The following is a 17,098-nucleotide window of genomic DNA, read 5'->3' as shown; positions in this document are numbered from 1 at the left end:
AAACTTATTTTAAGTGCTTGATTAATTTTGAACTTGTTGGCGAGGTGGCCGATAGATAATAGTCTACAAAATGCCCTTCAGCATCAATTAAGTACTTTTGAAAATTCCATTTTACAGAAGTGTCTTTCTCACCATTATTTATTTTTTGAGTCAGCCATTGGTAGAGCGGGTGTTGGTCACTACCTTTTACGTCTATTTTTTCTGTAATTGGAAAAGTGACCCCATAATTTACTTTGCAAAAAGAGGCAATATCATCAGCTTTTCCTGGTTCTTGATTTCCAAATTGATTACAAGGAACACCAATAACTACGAGTTCTTCTTTATAAGCATCTTGTAGTTCTTGTAATTTGGTGTACTGCGATGTAAAACCGCACTTAGAAGCAACGTTTACAAACAATAGCGATTTTCCTTTAAATTGCCTCAAGTCTAATGCCTCTCCATTAAGCTTGTTGATTTTAATATCATATAAGGTATCGACTTCCATTTTTTTTCCTGATTTTGAATTGCTGTGAAGCGTTTGAAAGAATAATTTGATGGGATTCATGGTATAGCTTCTTGGGTAAATAATATATTAAAGAAATCTCAACATAGATTCTAAATCTTGAAACTTACGATGCCGTAGTCCATTTCAAACACTTGACCAGAGATTGACTGTGCTTTCTCAGATAACAAGAACTCCGCCATACCAGCGATATCGGCAGGTTTTAAATAGTTCTTCATAGGATGACGATCCTTAATATTTTCAATCATTTTATCATTACGAAGTAGCTTAGAAGCCAAATCGGTATCTGTTACTGTAGGGGCAATGGCATTAATTCTCAAAGTAGTTGCCATTTCAGCACCAAGAGATTTTACCAGACCTTCAACTCCAGATTTGGCTGCAGCAATACTCGCATGAAAAGGCATACCTAATTTTGCGGCAACAGTACTAAACAAAACAATAGAAGGGTCTTGGCCATTTTTAAGTGTCTTGAGGTATTTTTGGATGGCCTTAACGGCACCAATAACATTGATCTCATAATCTTCACGAAACTCATCTAAACTAAAACGCCCAATTGGTTTTAGGTTGATACTTCCTGGGCAATAGACCAAACCATCAGCAGCATCAATATCTGGCAATTCTTCATTTAGAACGTCACAGTTGTGGTGCGTAAGATTATCATGTTCAATATCGGGTTGAGAACGGCTAAGATTAATCACTTTGTTGTTTTCTAATAGGGTATGAACAATAGCGTTGCCTATGCCTTTACTTCCTCCTATGACGATATATGTTTTCATTATTCTGGTGTTTTAGTGTTTATGTGATCTTGTAATTTGATTCTTGTTTTTGGGAAACTATCTGGATAATTTTTTTGGATAAAGGTGATGAGCTGTTCTCTAACATCAACTCTTAGATCCCAAGCTTTTGGAGAATTTTCAGCACTCATCAAAGCTCTGATTTCCACATAATTTTCCTTTGAGTCTGTTACTTGCAAGACATTCACTTTTTTGTCCCAAAGGTAATGGCCTTCTAAAATGCGAGTTAATTCTTGCCTTAGCGCGTCAAACGGAAGGTTGTAATCTGTGTAAATAAACACAGTTCCTAAAATTTCCGAAGTGCTTCGCGTCCAGTTTTGAAAAGGCTTTTCAATAAAATAAGTCGTAGGGAGCACGAGTCTGCGTTTGTCCCAAATACGAACAACAACAAAGGTTAGGGTAATTTCTTCAACCCATCCCCATTCTCCTTCAACAACCAAGACATCATCCAATCTTATGGGTTGTGAAATGGCAATTTGTAAACCGGCCAAGATCGTTCCTAGTACTTTTTGAGCGGCCAAACCGACGATGATACCTGCAATACCTGCTGATGCAAAGAGGCTTACTCCAAATTTTCTAACTCCGTCAAAGAGCATTAATGATACGCCAATTGCTAATATGATAATCACAAAGGTGACAATGCGCTCAAGCACATTAAATTGGGTATAGAGTTTTCTTGCCTTTAAGTTATCTTCTCTGTTGAGATCATAATTTAAAAGATAGCGCCGTTTAGCAGATTTTAAAGAAATGATCAATAGCCAAGTAAAGCCTACAATAGCTAGGATAGAACTTATTTTTTTTATAATAAAAACAAGTTGTACCGTTTCAGAAGAAAAGAACGTAACAATTTCTCTCAAGAAAATAGCCACAATAAATATGAGTAGTGGCGTGATAAAGCGTTTTAGATATTTCATATTCTGAATTTTAGAATTCTAAAGTTAAAAACGCTGAATCTATTTCTTGACTGATTTAGATAATATTTTTGTGGAAACCTACGCTCTTAGCGGTTTTCCTTTTAGTCTTTTCTCTACTTTTTGCTTAATTTTAGTAAGACGTTTCATCAAATCCATGATTTTTTCGTCTTTTTTCTCTTTATAGATTTTATTAAGCGCGAGAATTAACCTCTTGGCCTCTCGAGATATTTTTACACGATCACTTGTGGATAGTGATTTCATTTTTTGTTCTTCAAACTTTAAAGCTTGGTCTATGATTTTATCCATGACTTTATTGGTTTATATAATTCTGTAATTCAGTTATTTTAGAGTTTGTATTAAATTGTCCTCCATAATATGCTGTTACTGTTGTAGACGTATCGTCTTTTATACCTCTTGATGAGACACAAAGGTGTTTAGCGTCAATGATCACGGCAACATCCTCTGTTTCTAGAATGGCTTTTAACTCATTCGCGATTTGATTGGTCAAACGCTCTTGTACTTGAGGACGTTTTGCAAAATATTGTACAATCCTATTAAGCTTTGAAAGACCAATCACTTTTCCAGAGGAAATATAAGCCACATGTGCTTTTCCTATGATGGGAACAAAATGGTGTTCACAATTGGAATAGAATGTAATATTTTTTTCTACCAACATCTGATTATATTGGTATTTATTTTCAAATAATGCCACTTTTGGCTTATTTTCTGGGTTGAGACCAGAAAAAATCTCATCTATGTACATTTTTGCAACACGTTGAGGGGTTCCTTTTAAAGAATCATCAGTTAAATCTAAACCCATTACGTCCATAATTTCTTCAAAAAGAATGGCAATACGCTCTTTTTTATCTGAATCGGTCATTTTAAAAGCATCTGGTTTCATTGGAGTTTCTAAACCAGTGGATATGTGGTCATCGCCGATATCTTCTGCGGAAAAACCATTTAATTTTTGACCGTTCTTGCTCGTGTTTTTTAAAATTTCAGTTTTCATAATTGTCTTTTTAGTGTGCTGTCCTTAAGTACTCAACTCTTATGGCAAAGCACGTTAGCGTTTTGAAATTGAGTTATGTGTAATTTGTTTTTGTCTTGTGCATTTAAAACGCCCTTTTTCAAAGCTGCGTAGTTTTTCGTGTTTGGTTTTTCGACCTTGAACCCGTTTACGCCACATTCTAAAACTGCTAGGCTTCATTTCGCGCCTCATTAATTCTATAACCTCCTGTTCATTGAGGTTAAACTGAAATTCTATAGCTTCAAAAGTGGTTCTGTCTTCCCAAGCCATTTCTATAATTCGGTCGGTTTGTCTCGTGGTTAATTCTATCATACATTTTGGAACTTATACTGTTGGTCGTGTTTTACCTTCTCATCTAACAGTTTTTCAAAGAACGGTTTGTTTTCTTTGAAGGTTCTATTATTCTTAAAGTGTATAAATTTGCCTTGCGCATGTATGCTTGTTCCATTGGTTTTATAAATGACCAATTGGTAATAGGGAATAATCCACGTGTAATTTTTAAGCCCTTTATTGATGTAAATGAGAATGCCATGTGAACGCATCTCAATATTTGCATAGTTTAAATCATCTACAACATTGAGATATTGCTGCATATTTGGGCTTACGTTCTCAACAATCATGCGTTTCGACCCAACACCTTTTCTCTTAAAAGATTGCAAAAATGAAAATGGCTTACCAACCAAATCTTCAATTATTTGCTTGTGCTCTTTATTAGGATGTGTGGAATCTAAAATCACGGTTTCTTTTTACTTTATATCAAATTTACGAAATGTTTAATGTTTATTAAAATTTGTTAGACAAAATTAACACTATTCAAAACAGCCTTGATATTCGGTTTTAAATATTTGAAAATAAGAATATTAGAGATTATATTTATTTCTTAAGCGTGTGTTTTTTTAGAATTCTAGCGCTTTCCTCTCTTACTTTTTTATTTTTTCTAAGGTTCCAAAGCGTATCACTTGCTTTTTTTCGTGTAAGTTCTATATCAACAATAGGTTGCGGATAATTTTCGCCCAATCTAAAATTGTAAAGTTGTTGTTCCATCTCGGTTATTAAGTAGGGCTCATGAGCAAATGGCGTTTCTAAATCTTTTAACTCTGGCACCCATTTTTTAATAAACTGCGCATCAGGATCGTGTTCTAAGCTATTTTTTACGGGATTGTAAATGCGTAACATGTTAGTCCCTGTTTCACCGGCCTGCATTTGCAATTGCGGAAAATGAATACCGGGTTCAAAATCTAAAAACATTCGAGATAAGTGTCGAGATGCATCTTGCCAAGGTTGCCAAAGGTTATGCGTAAAAAACGATACAACCAATGCCCGCATTCTAAAATTAAGGTATCCCGTTTCATTAAGGCAGCGCATACAAGCATCTACTAAAGGAAATCCTGTTTGTCCAGTTTTCCATGCGATTTGATAGTCTTCTGAGATGTCTTTTTTTAACTTTTGAAACCCTTTATTAACACTCTCTTTTTCCATGGTATGTTCCATTTCAAATTTCTGTACGAAATGTGACTGCCAACGAAGTCGCGACATAAACGCATCCAAAGCTTGTTTGTTTTTTGCGGTTTGCTTTAAATGATACGCTTTATGATAGACTTCTCTTATCGATAAATTTCCCCATGCGATATAAGGTGAAATTCTACTACAGCCTGTTCGGGCTTGTTCTGGTTTTGAAATGTGGGACATGTAATTGACATACCTACTTTCTAAAAAAGAGTTGAGGTATTTTAACCCCATGGTTCTGCCTCCTTTTTGAAAGGGCGCGTCTTCCGGAGTTTCCAAAGATGGAATTACGAATAAAAAGTGGAGGGCCTCAATTTCTAAAATGGATACTAATTGATGTTCTTTTGGTTTAAATGCTAAAGGTTCAATCTCAAAAAAAGCATTGCATTTTTGCATCCATTCTTCTCGATCTTTTAGCCCACGTTGCACCCCATTATTAATGTTTTCATGCCAAGTGATGAGATTGTTTTTACAAAAACGCTTAAAGGCTTTATCTCGGTTGTAGGTTACAAGAATTCCTGTTTCTTGATGACTGTAGATATCGGTAATATGAAATTTGGTTAAGAGCTGGTTGATCACATTGATAATATCTGCTTCAACCGTCAATAGTTTGGAGTTGTAAGGTTTCAGCCTAGAGTTTAAGTCAGTAAGAGATTCTTTGATAAAATTCCAATGTCTTTGACTGTAGTGCTCGTCTTCAAGAAGCATGGTTTCAAATGTATACACAAGTAGCGTACGTCTTTTTGATTTTAGCGCATTAACAATAGCCTCGTTGTCTTCTAAACGAAGATCACGTTTTAGCCATACAATAGTAATGTGCTCTTTATCAGTATTCATCTTGATGTTCTATGATGTGTTGCGCTCTTTTTTTCATCGCTCTTAAATCTTTGGGATCCATTTTGTCCAGTAAACTGTACATCATGCCCATTCTAAAGTTATTTCCAAGCATGTCTCTTTTTTCATCTAGAAAATTCCAATACAAACTATTGAACGGACAAGCATCGTCTCCCACTTTTTTGGTTTTTTTATAATGACAATCTTGGCAGTAATTACTCATTTTATTGATGTACGATCCTGAGGATACGTAAGGTTTTGTAGCAATTTTACCACCATCAGCAAACTGACTCATGCCTCTCGTATTAGTTAATTGTACCCACTCAATGGCATCAACATATATGCCAAGATACCAGGCATCAACCTCGTCAGGGTCAGTCATTGTAAGAAGTGCATAATTACCCGTAATCATTAAACGCTGAATGTGGTGTGCGTATCCATTTTCCAAAGAATTAGTGATGGCGTGCTTTAGGCAATTCATTTTCGTGTCTCCAGTCCAGAAGAAATCGGCTAGAGCATTGTTGTTTTTAAGCTGGTTTTCGGTCTTGTAGTCTGGCATAAAAGCCCAATACATGCCGCGCATATATTCTCTCCAGCCTATAATTTGTCTAATAAAGCCTTCTACTTGAGAGATATCTATAGCGTCACTATGCTGTCTGTAATAATTTAAAACCGTGGTTACAACATCTTTGGGACCTACCAATTTTAGATTCATGGCGAATGAAATTCTAGAGTGAAATAGAAACTCTTCATCGGTATGTAAAGCATCTTGATAATCACCAAAATGGATCAAGAGGTGCTCGCAGAAAAATTTAAGTTGGTCTAAAGCTTGGGCACGTGTAATAGGGTAGGGGAATGTTTTGGTGTTGAGACTTCCCATAGTCTTTATCTCCGCAGTATTGATATCCTCAATCACATCGGCAACATCGTTTTTAAAGTATTTGTAAGTGGGAATTTCTGGTTCACCTTTCCATTTATTACGGTTGCTTTTATCATAATTCCATTTTCCACCTTCGGGCTGTCCAGCATTCATAAGGATGTCATGTTTTTCACGCATGTCTCGATAAAATTTCTCCATCACCCATTGTTTTTTACCTTCATAGAATTTGGCCAGATCATCGCGCTCTGTATAAAAATGTTCTGCGGAAATGTTCTGGGTTTCAATATCTATAGTTTTACAGAAATCGCGCAACTGTTTGTCTAAACGAAACTCTTCTGGGAATAGGTATTCAAAACGTTTAATCTTATGGTCCTCAATAAGTGTTTTTAGATTTTTGGTGAGATCTTGTGTATTGCTCTCGTCATTGATGTTATAATAAATGATGTTGTGACCTTCACTTTTTAAATCTTCGGAAAATTGGCGCATGGCAACAAAAAAACCAATGACCTTTTGAATGTGATGCTTGACATAATCTGTTTCCTGACGCATTTCAAACATACAATAGGTGACATTCTTGTCAACAGTTTTAAACCAAGAATGCTTAATGTTAAGTTGATCTCCTAAAATGAGTCTGAGTGTTTTCATGAGGTCGTTTTTAATTTTTTTGAGTGTATCCTTTTATTGAAAGTTAGGATTCTTCTGCAAGACGTTTACTTATATTAAAATAAGCTCTCTTGAAGCCAGATTCTACGATATTTTCCATTCTCGTCATAACGATCTGCTTGAGAATCAACATTGAATTTACGATCTCTCGGGTCATTGCCAACGCCAGAAACATACATCCAATTTCCGTAGTTACTGTGTACATCATAATCAATGAGCATAGCTTCAAAATAAGCAGCCCCAATACGCCAATCTAATAACAATTCTTTAGCAAAAAAGGAGGCCACATTTTGCCGTCCACGATTACTCATAAATCCGGTTTTCTTTATCTCAATCATGTTTGCATTAACAAAATCTGATCGGGTCTCGCCATTGATCCATTGTTGAATTTGTTTCTTATTGGTTTTCCAATCGTAGTTTTTGTTGAGAATGCCATCAATTTTGAAGATAGCGTCGCCATGCTTAAGTGAGATGAACTTAAAATAATCTCTCCAAATCAATTCAAAAATGAGCCAATAGGTAGATTGATTGCTAAAGTGTTGGTCTTCAAATTTTTTTATAGTCCAGTAAATGGTTCTTGAAGAAATACTTCCGTTGGCTAACCATATGGAGAATTTGGAACTGAAATCTTTACCAATTAAACCGTTTCTTGTCTTTTTATAAACCCCAAGTTTTTTGCTTTTAAAAGTGTAATCTTCTAACCGACTTAAGGCAGCATGTTCTCCACCAGAGAAAGGTACAGCGGTATGTGTATGTTGCTCAAATTGTTCTAAACCCAAATCGCTTAAAGAGGGAATCTTGCTCTTATTTTCAAGTTCTATTGGTTCAGGTTTACTATCTATTGAAACGCAAGGTCTTACCTCACTGTACTTTTCTACTTTCTTTCTGAAATTTGTAAATACCTGAGGAATGTTTTCAATAGGCATATTGATATCATCAGGGTGAAATAGAAATTGATCGTAATGGGATTGCAACTTAATATGTGAAGATAAAGCGTCTTTTAAACGGATTTCAACATCCTTTTCCTCTTTGGTCCATTCTTCTTGAAAGTAAACCGCTTCTATGTTGAATTGGTGTACAAGTTTGGGGATACTTACCTCTGGATGCTCGTGATAAATAAATAGCTCAATATTATAGTTGGAGAGGTTTGCTTTTAAATTTGTTACTGTTTCAATGAGAAATTGAGCCCGGTATTTTTCTGTTTTTTTAAATCCGAAAGGGCCTACTTCATAATGTCGAGGGTCAAAACAATATATGGCGATCACTTTTTTGTGATTCTCAATAGCACTTTTTAAAACAGTATTATCTTGAACTCTTAGGTCGTTTCTAAACCAAACTAATCCGATGCGGTTTTCTGTCTCCTGCATTTTTCGCTACAATATTTTACATGGTCCCAATTCTTTTCCCATTTTTTACGCCAAGTAAATGGCAAACCACAAACGGGACATGTTTTTTGTGGTAAATGTTGTTTTTTGGTATGTTTCATAACTGGTTGTTGAAACCTGTAGATGGGTTTTCGGGTTGAGATGTTTGGATGCTTTTATAGGCATTCAAAATACATGCTTAAACGTCTACTAGCTTATTGATCATCCCGTTGAAAATAAAACCATGAAACGGAAATACGGCATACCAATATAATCTTCCGGCAAGTCCTCTCGGTCTAAACGTGGCAGTTTGTTTAAAGAGTCCATCTTCAATTTTAAATTCTAACCAAGCTTCGCCAGGAAGGCGCATTTCGGCATAAAGCAATAATTTTTTCTGTGTTTTATCTGCAAATATCACGCGCCAAAAATCTAGTGCATCTCCAGCATCCAGTTGAGACACGTGCGTTCTACCGCGTCTTAAACCAATACCGCCAACCAGTTTGTCCATATAACCTCTAATCTTCCAAAGTATGGTACCGTAATACCAGCCTGTAGAACCACCAATTCGCCATAATTTATCTAAAGTTTTATCGGTGTCCTTGACCTCACGTTCTTTATAGTCTTTAAAACAGCCGTATTTGGGCACATTGACATATTTGTGAAAGCTGTTACTCAATCGGCCGCTACTTACCATAGAATCCTTCCAGCTGGACACAATGCTATTCTGCTCAATTTTTTCAAATGCCAGTTTTACTGCGGTTTTATAAGATAGTGGCTCAACATCTAGCATGGTATTGATATCACTCGGTTTACCTATAATTTGTACGCCCATACTATCTACCAAAGAAGAGGCGAGCTTGTAAGACGTTGATGTCACAAAGTAGAGCCAATAGGAGGAGAGTTTAGGCGTCATTACTGGCACCGTCAAAATGTAACGTTTGAGTTCTCTTACTTCTGCAAATTGAAGCAACATTTGCTTATAGGTCAAAATTTCGGGCCCAAAAACATCAAAAGATGTATTATATAAGCGTTCATCTCCAGCGCCTCTACTCAAAAAGAACAAGACATCACGTACCGATAAAGGTTGAGTCTTTGTGTCTAGCCACTTGGGAGCAATCATTATCGGTAGTTTTTCTACCAAGTCTCTAATGATCTCAAAAGACGAACTCCCTGAGCCCACAATAATTCCAGCTTTAAATATGGTTAAACCATAATGTGGGGATTTTAGAATTTTTTCAACATTTTTGCGACTTCTTAAGTGCTTGGATAGTTTTTTTTCATTCGTGATACCACTGAGATAAATGACTTGTTTAACATTTGTCTTCTCTAAATAGGTTTTGAAATGTTTTGCACACTGTTCTTCAAGAGATTCAAAATCTTTTGAAGAATTAGACATAGAATGAATAAGATAGTAAGCAATGTCGATGTCTTCAGGGATACTGGAAAGCGTCTCTGGTTTTAAGAAATCGGCTTCAATAATCTCTATATGCTCTTCTTCTTTATAGGCTTTATCTGCACGAAGTTTATCTCTTATAGCGCAAACCACTTGATGATCATCATTGATGAGCAACGGAATTAACCGTTTACCAATATATCCTGTTGCACCTGTAACGAGTATTTTCATCTATGTGTTTCGATTTCCTTGAAGGAAGTTAAGCCTACTTTCTCTAAAATGAAAGCAATGCTCTAAAATTACGACTCGTTTTTAGGTCTTTGATAACCAAAACGGGCATTAGAAGTTGGCACAGCATATCCGTCTAAACCATTAATGGCTGCGGTTTTGCCTTCTGCTAAATCTATAAAGCCATCAGCTTTTAAAAGATGGTCTTCTAGATAAAGACCTTTAATTTCTCCAATAACCAATATGGTGTCATTTGCCTTGATGTCATATTCTTCAACAAACTCCATAGCTAATTGTAAAGGACAGCCTTTCACAAATGGCGCATGGAAGTCTTTTTTGTATTCTGAAATGAGCTTTGTTTTATCAAATTCTGAAATGGTCTTGTTATATTTAGCTGAAGTGTGGTGTGCGTCAGCTAAAATTTCAGAATGAATGTGATTGATGGTATAAAACTTTGTCGCTTTGATATTATCATAAGTATGTCTCGTGACCGTGGTAGGTCTGCAAAAAAAACCTAAAAGCGGCGGATTAGATCCAATATGTGTTACCGAACTGAAAACCGCGACATTTTCTTGTCCCTCGGCACTTTTTGTGCCAATAAGGTTAGCCGATTTGTAGCCCGAACAGCTATTAATGAGATTAATGCGATAAATATGGTCAAAACTGTCAAAATCATCATAAGAAATAAATGTCATTATAGGTTGTGGAAATTATTGATTTGGATATGATTCGCTTTTAGATCAAACATCAAATTGTAAAGGCCGAAGAATGTGCGGTTCATATAAATAAAATGTTTAGAACCTCGATTCGCGTTCATTTTTCTCAACTCTGTATTATTGGAATATTTTTGTCCTAACTCTGCAATTTTGCCAAAAAACTCAGGATTTGAGAAATCAAAAGTTTCAGCATGCAGTGGTTGTGTGAATAGACTGAGCATTTCATGAAACATTTCAGTAAAGAAAATCACTTCATCTGCTGTATCGTCCGTTCTTAATATTTCCAATTCATATAATTTATTTTGAAAATATTCAGGATCAGCCATGTGTAATGGATTTGCTAGATCAAAATACGGGGTGTAAAATTCATCTGGAATGATTTTCATACATCCAAAATCCAATGCTATCAATTTGGCGTCTTTTGAAATCAAGAAATTACCTGGGTGAGGATCAGCATGTACCTTTTTCAAGTTATGAATTTGATACATATAAAAATCCCAAAGCGCTTGACCCAAAATATTCGCAGTTTCCTCATCGGTGTTATGGGCTACAAATTCTGAAAGGTGCTCGCCTTCCATATAATCCATAGTAATGATACGATCTGAAGATAACTCTTCGTAATATTTTGGAAATTTTAGATTCGGAATGTGTAAACAGGCTTCAGAAATTTGCTTGCTTTGTTCTACCTCTAAAATATAATTGGTTTCTTCTACCAATTTGTCTTCAACTTCTTTAAAATATTTATCCGAACCTTTTCCTTTGATATTGAACATACTCATTGCAATTGGCTTAACCATTGCAAGGTCTGAAGCAATACTTTCAGCAACGCCTGGATATTGGATTTTCACAGCAAGTTTTTTCCCATCCTTTTCTGCAATATGGACTTGGCCAATACTGGCAGCATTTACAGACGTTGCATTAAAAGTATCGTATAGTTCGTTTGGTGTTTTTCCGAAGTATTTTTTAAATGTTTTTATCACTAACGGCGGCGATAAAGGCGGTACCGAAAATTGAGCCAAAGAAAACTTTTCTACATATGCCTGAGGCATAATGCTTTTTTCCATGCTCAACATTTGAGCCACTTTGAGTGCGCTTCCTTTAAGTTGTTTTAAACCATCGTAAATGTCAGAAGCATTGTTTGTGTTTAATCTATCTTTTGCCTCTAACTCTGTTTTGGTTAATTTATCGCCGTAATATTTTAAATAGTTGACACCAACTTTAGCTCCGGTCGAAACCATCTTTGAAGCACGTTGTATCTTTGATACAGGTATTTTATCTATTGTTTTCATTCAAGGCTTTATTTCGTTTGAACTCTTTCCTTGAAAATGAATTTTCCAAAGTCAATCAAGCTCCGTACAGGGGCAACATCTAGCACATCAAAACTAGTATTCACCGATTTTTCTATGTAGATATCTGTTTTTTCAAAACTGGCAGAAGTATCATCCATCCAAAATTTCATGGTCAATAATAGTTGCAACCACGCGGTCTCTTTTAGGCCTCGCATTTGAATTTTATCCAATTGTTCTTGTTTAATATCGATAAGATCGATCCCAAGATGCTCAATATAATGTGTAAAGGCATGCTTTAATTTAGAGAGTACCTTTAAACGTTTCATGTTATCTTTTTGATCATTCAAAGCGTACACCACATAACTTCTATTGGCCGTTAAATTCTCAAAAAATGTAAAGTAGAAACTTAGTAATTTATTTCTAGGATCAAAATTGAGATAATCTTCGTTTTTTTCTAAAGCATTAATGCTGTTCTCAAAGAATGCTTTGAAAACATGCTCTTCAACCGCTTGAAAGGATCCAAAATGCTCGTAAAATTTCGACTCTTCAAAATTATTTGCTTTTGCAAAAGCGTAAACTGTTTTGGGTTGCTTGTTATGTTCGAGAACATAATCCATGTAAAAGGAGATGATGTCGTTAGTCGAGATTGTTTTCTTTTTAGCCATACTTCGTTGAATGAGGAGTAAATATAAGAAATGTTTAAGGATAAATAATTAATGTTAAACAAAAATTAACACCGAAACTTGTGTTTTCATCAATATGAGATGAAATTAGTGATTCGGTCTCATGAGCTTGAAACTTGCCACAGCTAAAAAAGCGCCTATAAAAGGTGCCGTAATATATAGCCATAAATGCTGAAGATTTCCAGAGACCAAGGCCGGAGCTAAGGATCTTATGGGGTTCATAGAGGCCTTGGTCATAGGCCCTGCAAACATGGCTTCTAACAAGATAAGGCCACCCACAGCAATGGCTGCCATGGTTCCAATTTCTTTACTTCCTGTAGATACATTGATAATGGTTACCATCAAGAAAAAGGTTAATATCAGCTCTAGTACGAATGCGCGATACGGGGCAAAACCTTCTGCCGGTATCGTGGCGCCTAAAGTTTCACTCTGTGGAAATAGGAACCATAAGAGCAAACAAGCTAAAATAGCACCAATAGCCTGAGCGACAATGTATTTGGGAACCTCTTTCCATGGAAATTTTTTAGCATAAGCAAAACCAATTGTGACAGCTGGATTAAAATGCGCTCCGGAGATTTCACCGAAAGCATAGATCATGCTCATTACTATCAACCCCCAAGTGATGGCCACGCCAACATGAGTAATAGCGCCATTGGTGACTTCGTTAACCGTCATGGCGCCGCAGCCACAGAAAATCATGGCAAAGGTACCAATGGCTTCTCCTATGTAGCGTTTCATAAGGACTGTTTTACGGTTTTAAAAATGTAATACATTTCATTGGCGATTAACTCTGAGCATTCCATATACTTTTGAGATTGTATAGGCAAGTTATCAAAAGCTTTTGGATCTTGATAGGTTATCGGGATTCTTTTGTTGGCACCAGAAACGATAGGGCAGTTTACATCTGCATGTCCGCAGGTCATGATGGCCGCAAACTGAGATTGTGGATTAAACGGCGCATCGTATCGTTTAGAAAACCCGATAATCGGATGCTGGTTCGCTGCATATTTTATGCTATAAACGGAATTATCACCAGCAGATAAAGGAGATATTGCTAAACCGCACTTTTCTAGTGTCTTTATGACCATAGGAAATACGGCGGTCATTTCAGTACCGCCAGAATAGCAAGTAACGTGATCTATTTCAAAAGCAAATGCCATGACCTGAGCCCAAACTTGAGACAGATGACTGCGTCTAGAATTATGGGTGCAAATAAAATTTAATAAAATAGGATTCTTGCTTTTAGATGTAGTCGAAACATAATCAACTAAAATCTGTAGTTCCGCTTTTCTCGCGTTTGTAATGGCCGCTTCCGTTCTAAGACTTAAAAATGTTTTTAAAGTTTCAGAAATATAGTTTTGATCGGTAATCATATTATAGGCATTGAAACGATTTAACAACAGTTGGAGGCAGGATCACATTTTGCTTTCTGAGATTCACGTTGAGGTAGTTGCTCTGGAGAGATACCGCAAGCATCTGCTGCAAGACAATTTGTTGTTAGCGAAAGTAATTGAAAGCCATTTTTGGTAACTTCTAGTCCATAGGTTTCTATGGTAGATACTCCTTGGTAAGTCACTTCTACGTCAAGATCACCAAGATGTAAGGTTTTTTCGGCCATCTCTATAATTGTAACTAATTTTTCAGGCTGTAATCTATGGTCAAAATCATTGGCGCTCCAAAGTTGAAGGTTTGCTCTTTTTTCTCTACGTAATACGCCGCCACAGTCAATAAAATGTTTCGAAATCTTTCCAATTTCGGTAAGATGAAAATGTGCCGGAACGGTTTCTCCATTGGGTAAAACAAAAGTCATGGGATGATCTAATGTTAAGGCTTGTTTTTTTAGTTCTAAAAGTGTCATGGTTATATGTTTTAAAATGATTTTTATGTAATCTAATTTTCAGCAACAGTTACTTTCCATTAAAGCGTGCTTGTCAAAAAAAGTATGAGCTATGTTTTTGATGTTTTGCCATTGCTCTTGATTGATGCAATAGCAAACACTAGTACCGTTTATGGTCCCTTTTATAATTCCGAGCGTTTTGAGCTCTTTTAAATGTTGAGAAATCGTTGGTTGTGCTAAGCCTATTTCTTCAACGAGATCACCACAGATACAGGTTTTAGATTTAAATAGATGCTCTAAAATAGCAATACGGGCGGGGTGAGCTAGTGCTTTAAACAGACGTGCGATCTCATTTTGTTCTGTTGAAAATATTTCTGTTTTGATCAATCCCATAGCGGTATATTTGTTTATTGCAATATTACGATTAAATGAGCAATCGATGCCTATATTCTATTTATTTAAGGTTTTGTTAACAACCAAGGCGTGGCTAAGTTGTAATTTTACAGGAATCAAAAACTAAATATAAAACAATGAAAAAATTAATACTTGCTTTTGCAGCCATGGCAATGACTTTTGGTATGAGTGCACAAATTGAAACACCGCAACCAAGTCCATTTACAAAAATTGAACAAAAGGTTGGTCTTACTGATGTCACCCTAGAGTATTCTAGACCAAACATGAGAGGACGTGATATTTTTGGTGATTTAGTGCCTTTTGATAAAATGTGGAGACTTGGAGCAAATGCCAATACAAAAATTACCTTTAGTGATGATGTCATGATTGGTGGTGAAACTGTAAAAGCTGGAACCTACGCGGTTTATGCAACACCAGGAAAACAATCTTGGGAAGTGATCTTTTATTCGGATGCTTCAAACTGGGGCTTACCTGAAAATTGGGATGACAGTAAAGTTGCCGCTAAAGTAACATCTGAAGTGTATCCTTTACCAATGAAAATTGAAACGTTATCTCTTGGTTTTGATGATTTAACGAGCAATTCTGCTGTTTTAGGAATTATGTGGGCAGACGCTTACGTTCCTGTGAAATTTGAGGTACCTACAGATGCTAAAGTTTCAACAGCTATAGAAAGAGCAATGGGTGGCCCAACTGCTGGTGACTATTATGCTTCTGCCGTTTACTATTCTCAAGAAGGAAAAGATATTGAAAAGGCTAAAATGTGGATGGAGAAAGCGATGGAAATGACTAAAGAACCACGTTTTTACCAATTACGTCAACAATCTTTGATCTACGCTAAAGCTGGTGATAAGAAGAAGGCTATTGAAACTGCTAAGAAATCTTTAGCGGGTGCAAAAGAAGCAAAGAATGCTGATTATGTAAAGATGAATGAAGATTCTTTAAAAGAGTGGGACGCAATGTAATCCACTTTTAAACACTATAGAAAAGACCTTTTGATACGCTCAAAGGGTCTTTTTTTGTTAATAACGGTTTTATAAAGGTTTGAAAAATCTTTGTTAGGTGGATATTCGCTAACGTTCAAGCAACTCCTTGCCTTGAGGTTTTACTCTTGCGGCAATAAAATTTACGGTTACGGTATCCCTTAATTTTAGACCGAGTAGGCTAGAAGCACTCCCCACAGAACCAAGATCACTTTTATAAACGGCAATCTCCAAGTATCCAGAAGAATTAAATACCACCAAGCGTTTGCCTTCATCGTACCGTTTTTCTGCAGGAATCTCAAAGTTGACCACATCGCTATACTTTTCAAAAACGGTTTTGAACTTGTAATGCCTCGCCGAAATTTCAAATTTTCGTGTTCTTTGTACGGTTTCAAAAAAGTTACGTTTAATATTGGTAATCACATTTCCGTAGTTATCTATATAGATGACGCTACCAATAATTTGAGTTTTATCATCATTTACAAAAGGAATAAGATTTTTAATAGGTTTAATAGTCTCTATGAGTTTACCTATGACTTCTAAAGTGCCTCCTCTAGCGATGTGGCATGCGACGTTAACAAAAACATCCAAAACAGGAAAGCTTGTGGCTACCCGGTCATGAATATTAATTTCTACAATTTTTTCTGGCGCAATTTCAGCACATATCATGCTCATAATGCCATTATTTGCGCAGATAAAATAGTGGTCGTCTAGTTTAACGGCAATGTGTTTGTTTTCTGGATTGAGTTCAGAATCAATACCAATAACATGTATGGTTCCCTTTGGAAAACTGTTATAAGCATTCTGTATGATGTAAGCTGCTTCGGGAACATTAAACGGAGAAACCAGGTGAGAGATATCAACAATATTTACATCGGGTAGCTCACTGTATATCGCCCCTTTTATGGCCGCTACAAAATGGTCTTTCTCACCAAAATCTGTGGTTAATGTAATAATTGCCATGGGCGAAATTCAAGATAAATTAGTGGGCATTTGAGACGAAAATCGTTTTGACCTCTGTTAAAAACTATATGGAATTTTTACCATCTGGAAATAGCCTTAATAGAAAATTTC

At 36.2% G+C, this 17,098-nt stretch carries 21 protein-coding genes; 1 reads left to right on the top strand and 20 read right to left on the bottom strand.

What is annotated here, in order from left to right; genetic code table 11:
* Nucleotides 1-4 precede the first annotated feature (4 nt).
* From P176_RS0103465 to P176_RS0103375, 19 genes are all read right to left on the bottom strand, one after another.
* On the bottom strand, nucleotides 5-544 hold the full coding sequence (locus tag P176_RS0103465) for a glutathione peroxidase (RefSeq protein WP_026753397.1): 540 nt from the start codon (nucleotides 542-544) through the stop codon (nucleotides 5-7).
* 50 nt (nucleotides 545-594) lie between these two features.
* Nucleotides 595-1,278 carry an SDR family NAD(P)-dependent oxidoreductase gene (locus P176_RS0103460; protein WP_026753396.1) on the bottom strand — a complete coding sequence of 228 codons (684 nt, stop codon included), beginning with the start codon at nucleotides 1,276-1,278 and terminating at the stop codon, nucleotides 595-597.
* Nucleotides 1,278-2,210 carry a mechanosensitive ion channel family protein gene (locus P176_RS18895; protein WP_037348696.1) on the bottom strand — a complete coding sequence of 311 codons (933 nt, stop codon included), beginning with the start codon at nucleotides 2,208-2,210 and terminating at the stop codon, nucleotides 1,278-1,280. The genes P176_RS0103460 and P176_RS18895 overlap by 1 nt, the downstream gene beginning before the upstream one ends.
* 78 nt (nucleotides 2,211-2,288) lie before the next feature.
* Nucleotides 2,289-2,516 (bottom strand): hypothetical protein, encoded by a 228-nt coding sequence (locus P176_RS0103450; protein WP_026753395.1) that lies wholly within the window; start codon nucleotides 2,514-2,516, stop codon nucleotides 2,289-2,291.
* Nucleotides 2,517-2,520: 4 nt separating this feature from the next.
* Nucleotides 2,521-3,219 (bottom strand): GTP cyclohydrolase I FolE, encoded by a 699-nt coding sequence (folE, locus tag P176_RS0103445; protein WP_026753394.1) that lies wholly within the window; start codon nucleotides 3,217-3,219, stop codon nucleotides 2,521-2,523.
* A gap of 54 nt (nucleotides 3,220-3,273) precedes the next feature.
* Complete coding sequence (locus P176_RS0103440) at nucleotides 3,274-3,549, bottom strand: TIGR03643 family protein (RefSeq protein WP_026753393.1); 276 nt, start codon at nucleotides 3,547-3,549, stop codon at nucleotides 3,274-3,276.
* On the bottom strand, nucleotides 3,546-3,974 hold the full coding sequence (locus P176_RS0103435) for a hypothetical protein (protein ID WP_026753392.1): 429 nt from the start codon (nucleotides 3,972-3,974) through the stop codon (nucleotides 3,546-3,548). The genes P176_RS0103440 and P176_RS0103435 overlap by 4 nt, the downstream gene beginning before the upstream one ends.
* A gap of 136 nt (nucleotides 3,975-4,110) precedes the next feature.
* On the bottom strand, nucleotides 4,111-5,580 hold the full coding sequence (locus tag P176_RS0103430; RefSeq protein ID WP_026753391.1) for a cryptochrome/deoxyribodipyrimidine photo-lyase family protein: 1,470 nt from the start codon (nucleotides 5,578-5,580) through the stop codon (nucleotides 4,111-4,113).
* On the bottom strand, nucleotides 5,570-7,102 hold the full coding sequence (locus P176_RS0103425) for a cryptochrome/photolyase family protein (protein WP_026753390.1): 1,533 nt from the start codon (nucleotides 7,100-7,102) through the stop codon (nucleotides 5,570-5,572). Before P176_RS0103425 ends, P176_RS0103430 begins: the two co-directional genes overlap by 11 nt.
* 74 nt (nucleotides 7,103-7,176) lie before the next feature.
* Nucleotides 7,177-8,487 carry a DASH family cryptochrome gene (locus P176_RS0103420; RefSeq protein WP_026753389.1) on the bottom strand — a complete coding sequence of 437 codons (1,311 nt, stop codon included), beginning with the start codon at nucleotides 8,485-8,487 and terminating at the stop codon, nucleotides 7,177-7,179.
* Nucleotides 8,457-8,606 carry a DUF2256 domain-containing protein gene (locus P176_RS20225; RefSeq protein WP_081820663.1) on the bottom strand — a complete coding sequence of 50 codons (150 nt, stop codon included), beginning with the start codon at nucleotides 8,604-8,606 and terminating at the stop codon, nucleotides 8,457-8,459. The genes P176_RS0103420 and P176_RS20225 overlap by 31 nt, the downstream gene beginning before the upstream one ends.
* A gap of 77 nt (nucleotides 8,607-8,683) precedes the next feature.
* Nucleotides 8,684-10,108, bottom strand: coding sequence for an SDR family oxidoreductase (locus tag P176_RS0103410; protein ID WP_026753388.1), 1,425 nt, complete (start codon nucleotides 10,106-10,108; stop codon nucleotides 8,684-8,686).
* Nucleotides 10,109-10,176: 68 nt separating this feature from the next.
* Complete coding sequence (locus tag P176_RS0103405) at nucleotides 10,177-10,800, bottom strand: flavin reductase family protein (RefSeq protein WP_026753387.1); 624 nt, start codon at nucleotides 10,798-10,800, stop codon at nucleotides 10,177-10,179.
* Complete coding sequence (locus P176_RS0103400) at nucleotides 10,800-12,110, bottom strand: AarF/ABC1/UbiB kinase family protein (RefSeq protein ID WP_026753386.1); 1,311 nt, start codon at nucleotides 12,108-12,110, stop codon at nucleotides 10,800-10,802. Before P176_RS0103400 ends, P176_RS0103405 begins: the two co-directional genes overlap by 1 nt.
* Before the next feature lie 8 nt (nucleotides 12,111-12,118).
* Entirely contained in the window at nucleotides 12,119-12,775 is a 657-nt protein-coding gene (locus tag P176_RS0103395; protein WP_026753385.1) for a TetR family transcriptional regulator C-terminal domain-containing protein, read from the bottom strand.
* A gap of 105 nt (nucleotides 12,776-12,880) precedes the next feature.
* Nucleotides 12,881-13,531 carry an MIP/aquaporin family protein gene (locus P176_RS0103390; RefSeq protein ID WP_026753384.1) on the bottom strand — a complete coding sequence of 217 codons (651 nt, stop codon included), beginning with the start codon at nucleotides 13,529-13,531 and terminating at the stop codon, nucleotides 12,881-12,883.
* Nucleotides 13,528-14,166, bottom strand: a complete 639-nt coding sequence (locus P176_RS0103385) for a low molecular weight phosphatase family protein (protein ID WP_026753383.1) — start codon at nucleotides 14,164-14,166, stop codon at nucleotides 13,528-13,530. Before P176_RS0103385 ends, P176_RS0103390 begins: the two co-directional genes overlap by 4 nt.
* A 20-nt stretch (nucleotides 14,167-14,186) precedes the next feature.
* Nucleotides 14,187-14,651: a DUF6428 family protein gene (locus P176_RS0103380; RefSeq protein WP_026753382.1), complete on the bottom strand. Its 465-nt coding sequence runs from the start codon at nucleotides 14,649-14,651 to the stop codon at nucleotides 14,187-14,189.
* Nucleotides 14,652-14,690: 39 nt separating this feature from the next.
* The gene (locus P176_RS0103375) at nucleotides 14,691-15,023 is read right to left on the bottom strand and encodes a helix-turn-helix transcriptional regulator (protein WP_026753381.1); all 333 of its coding nucleotides are present in this window, start codon (nucleotides 15,021-15,023) and stop codon (nucleotides 14,691-14,693) included.
* Between the two features lie 137 nt (nucleotides 15,024-15,160).
* Between P176_RS0103375 and P176_RS0103370 the strand changes: the two genes are divergently transcribed.
* A complete protein-coding gene (locus P176_RS0103370; RefSeq protein WP_026753380.1) occupies nucleotides 15,161-16,006 on the top strand; it encodes a DUF2911 domain-containing protein in 846 nt (281 codons plus the stop codon).
* Between the two features lie 108 nt (nucleotides 16,007-16,114).
* Here the strand turns inward: P176_RS0103370 and P176_RS0103365 are convergent, their stop codons facing one another.
* Nucleotides 16,115-16,987, bottom strand: a complete 873-nt coding sequence (locus P176_RS0103365; RefSeq protein WP_026753379.1) for an S-adenosyl-l-methionine hydroxide adenosyltransferase family protein — start codon at nucleotides 16,985-16,987, stop codon at nucleotides 16,115-16,117.
* Between the last annotated feature and the right edge of the window lie 111 nt (nucleotides 16,988-17,098).

This window comes from Sediminibacter sp. Hel_I_10 (assembly GCF_000688335.1).
GTDB lineage: Bacteria > Bacteroidota > Bacteroidia > Flavobacteriales > Flavobacteriaceae > Psychroserpens.
Note: the sequence above shows the minus strand (reverse complement) of the source record. Positions and strands in the feature narration are given on the sequence as shown.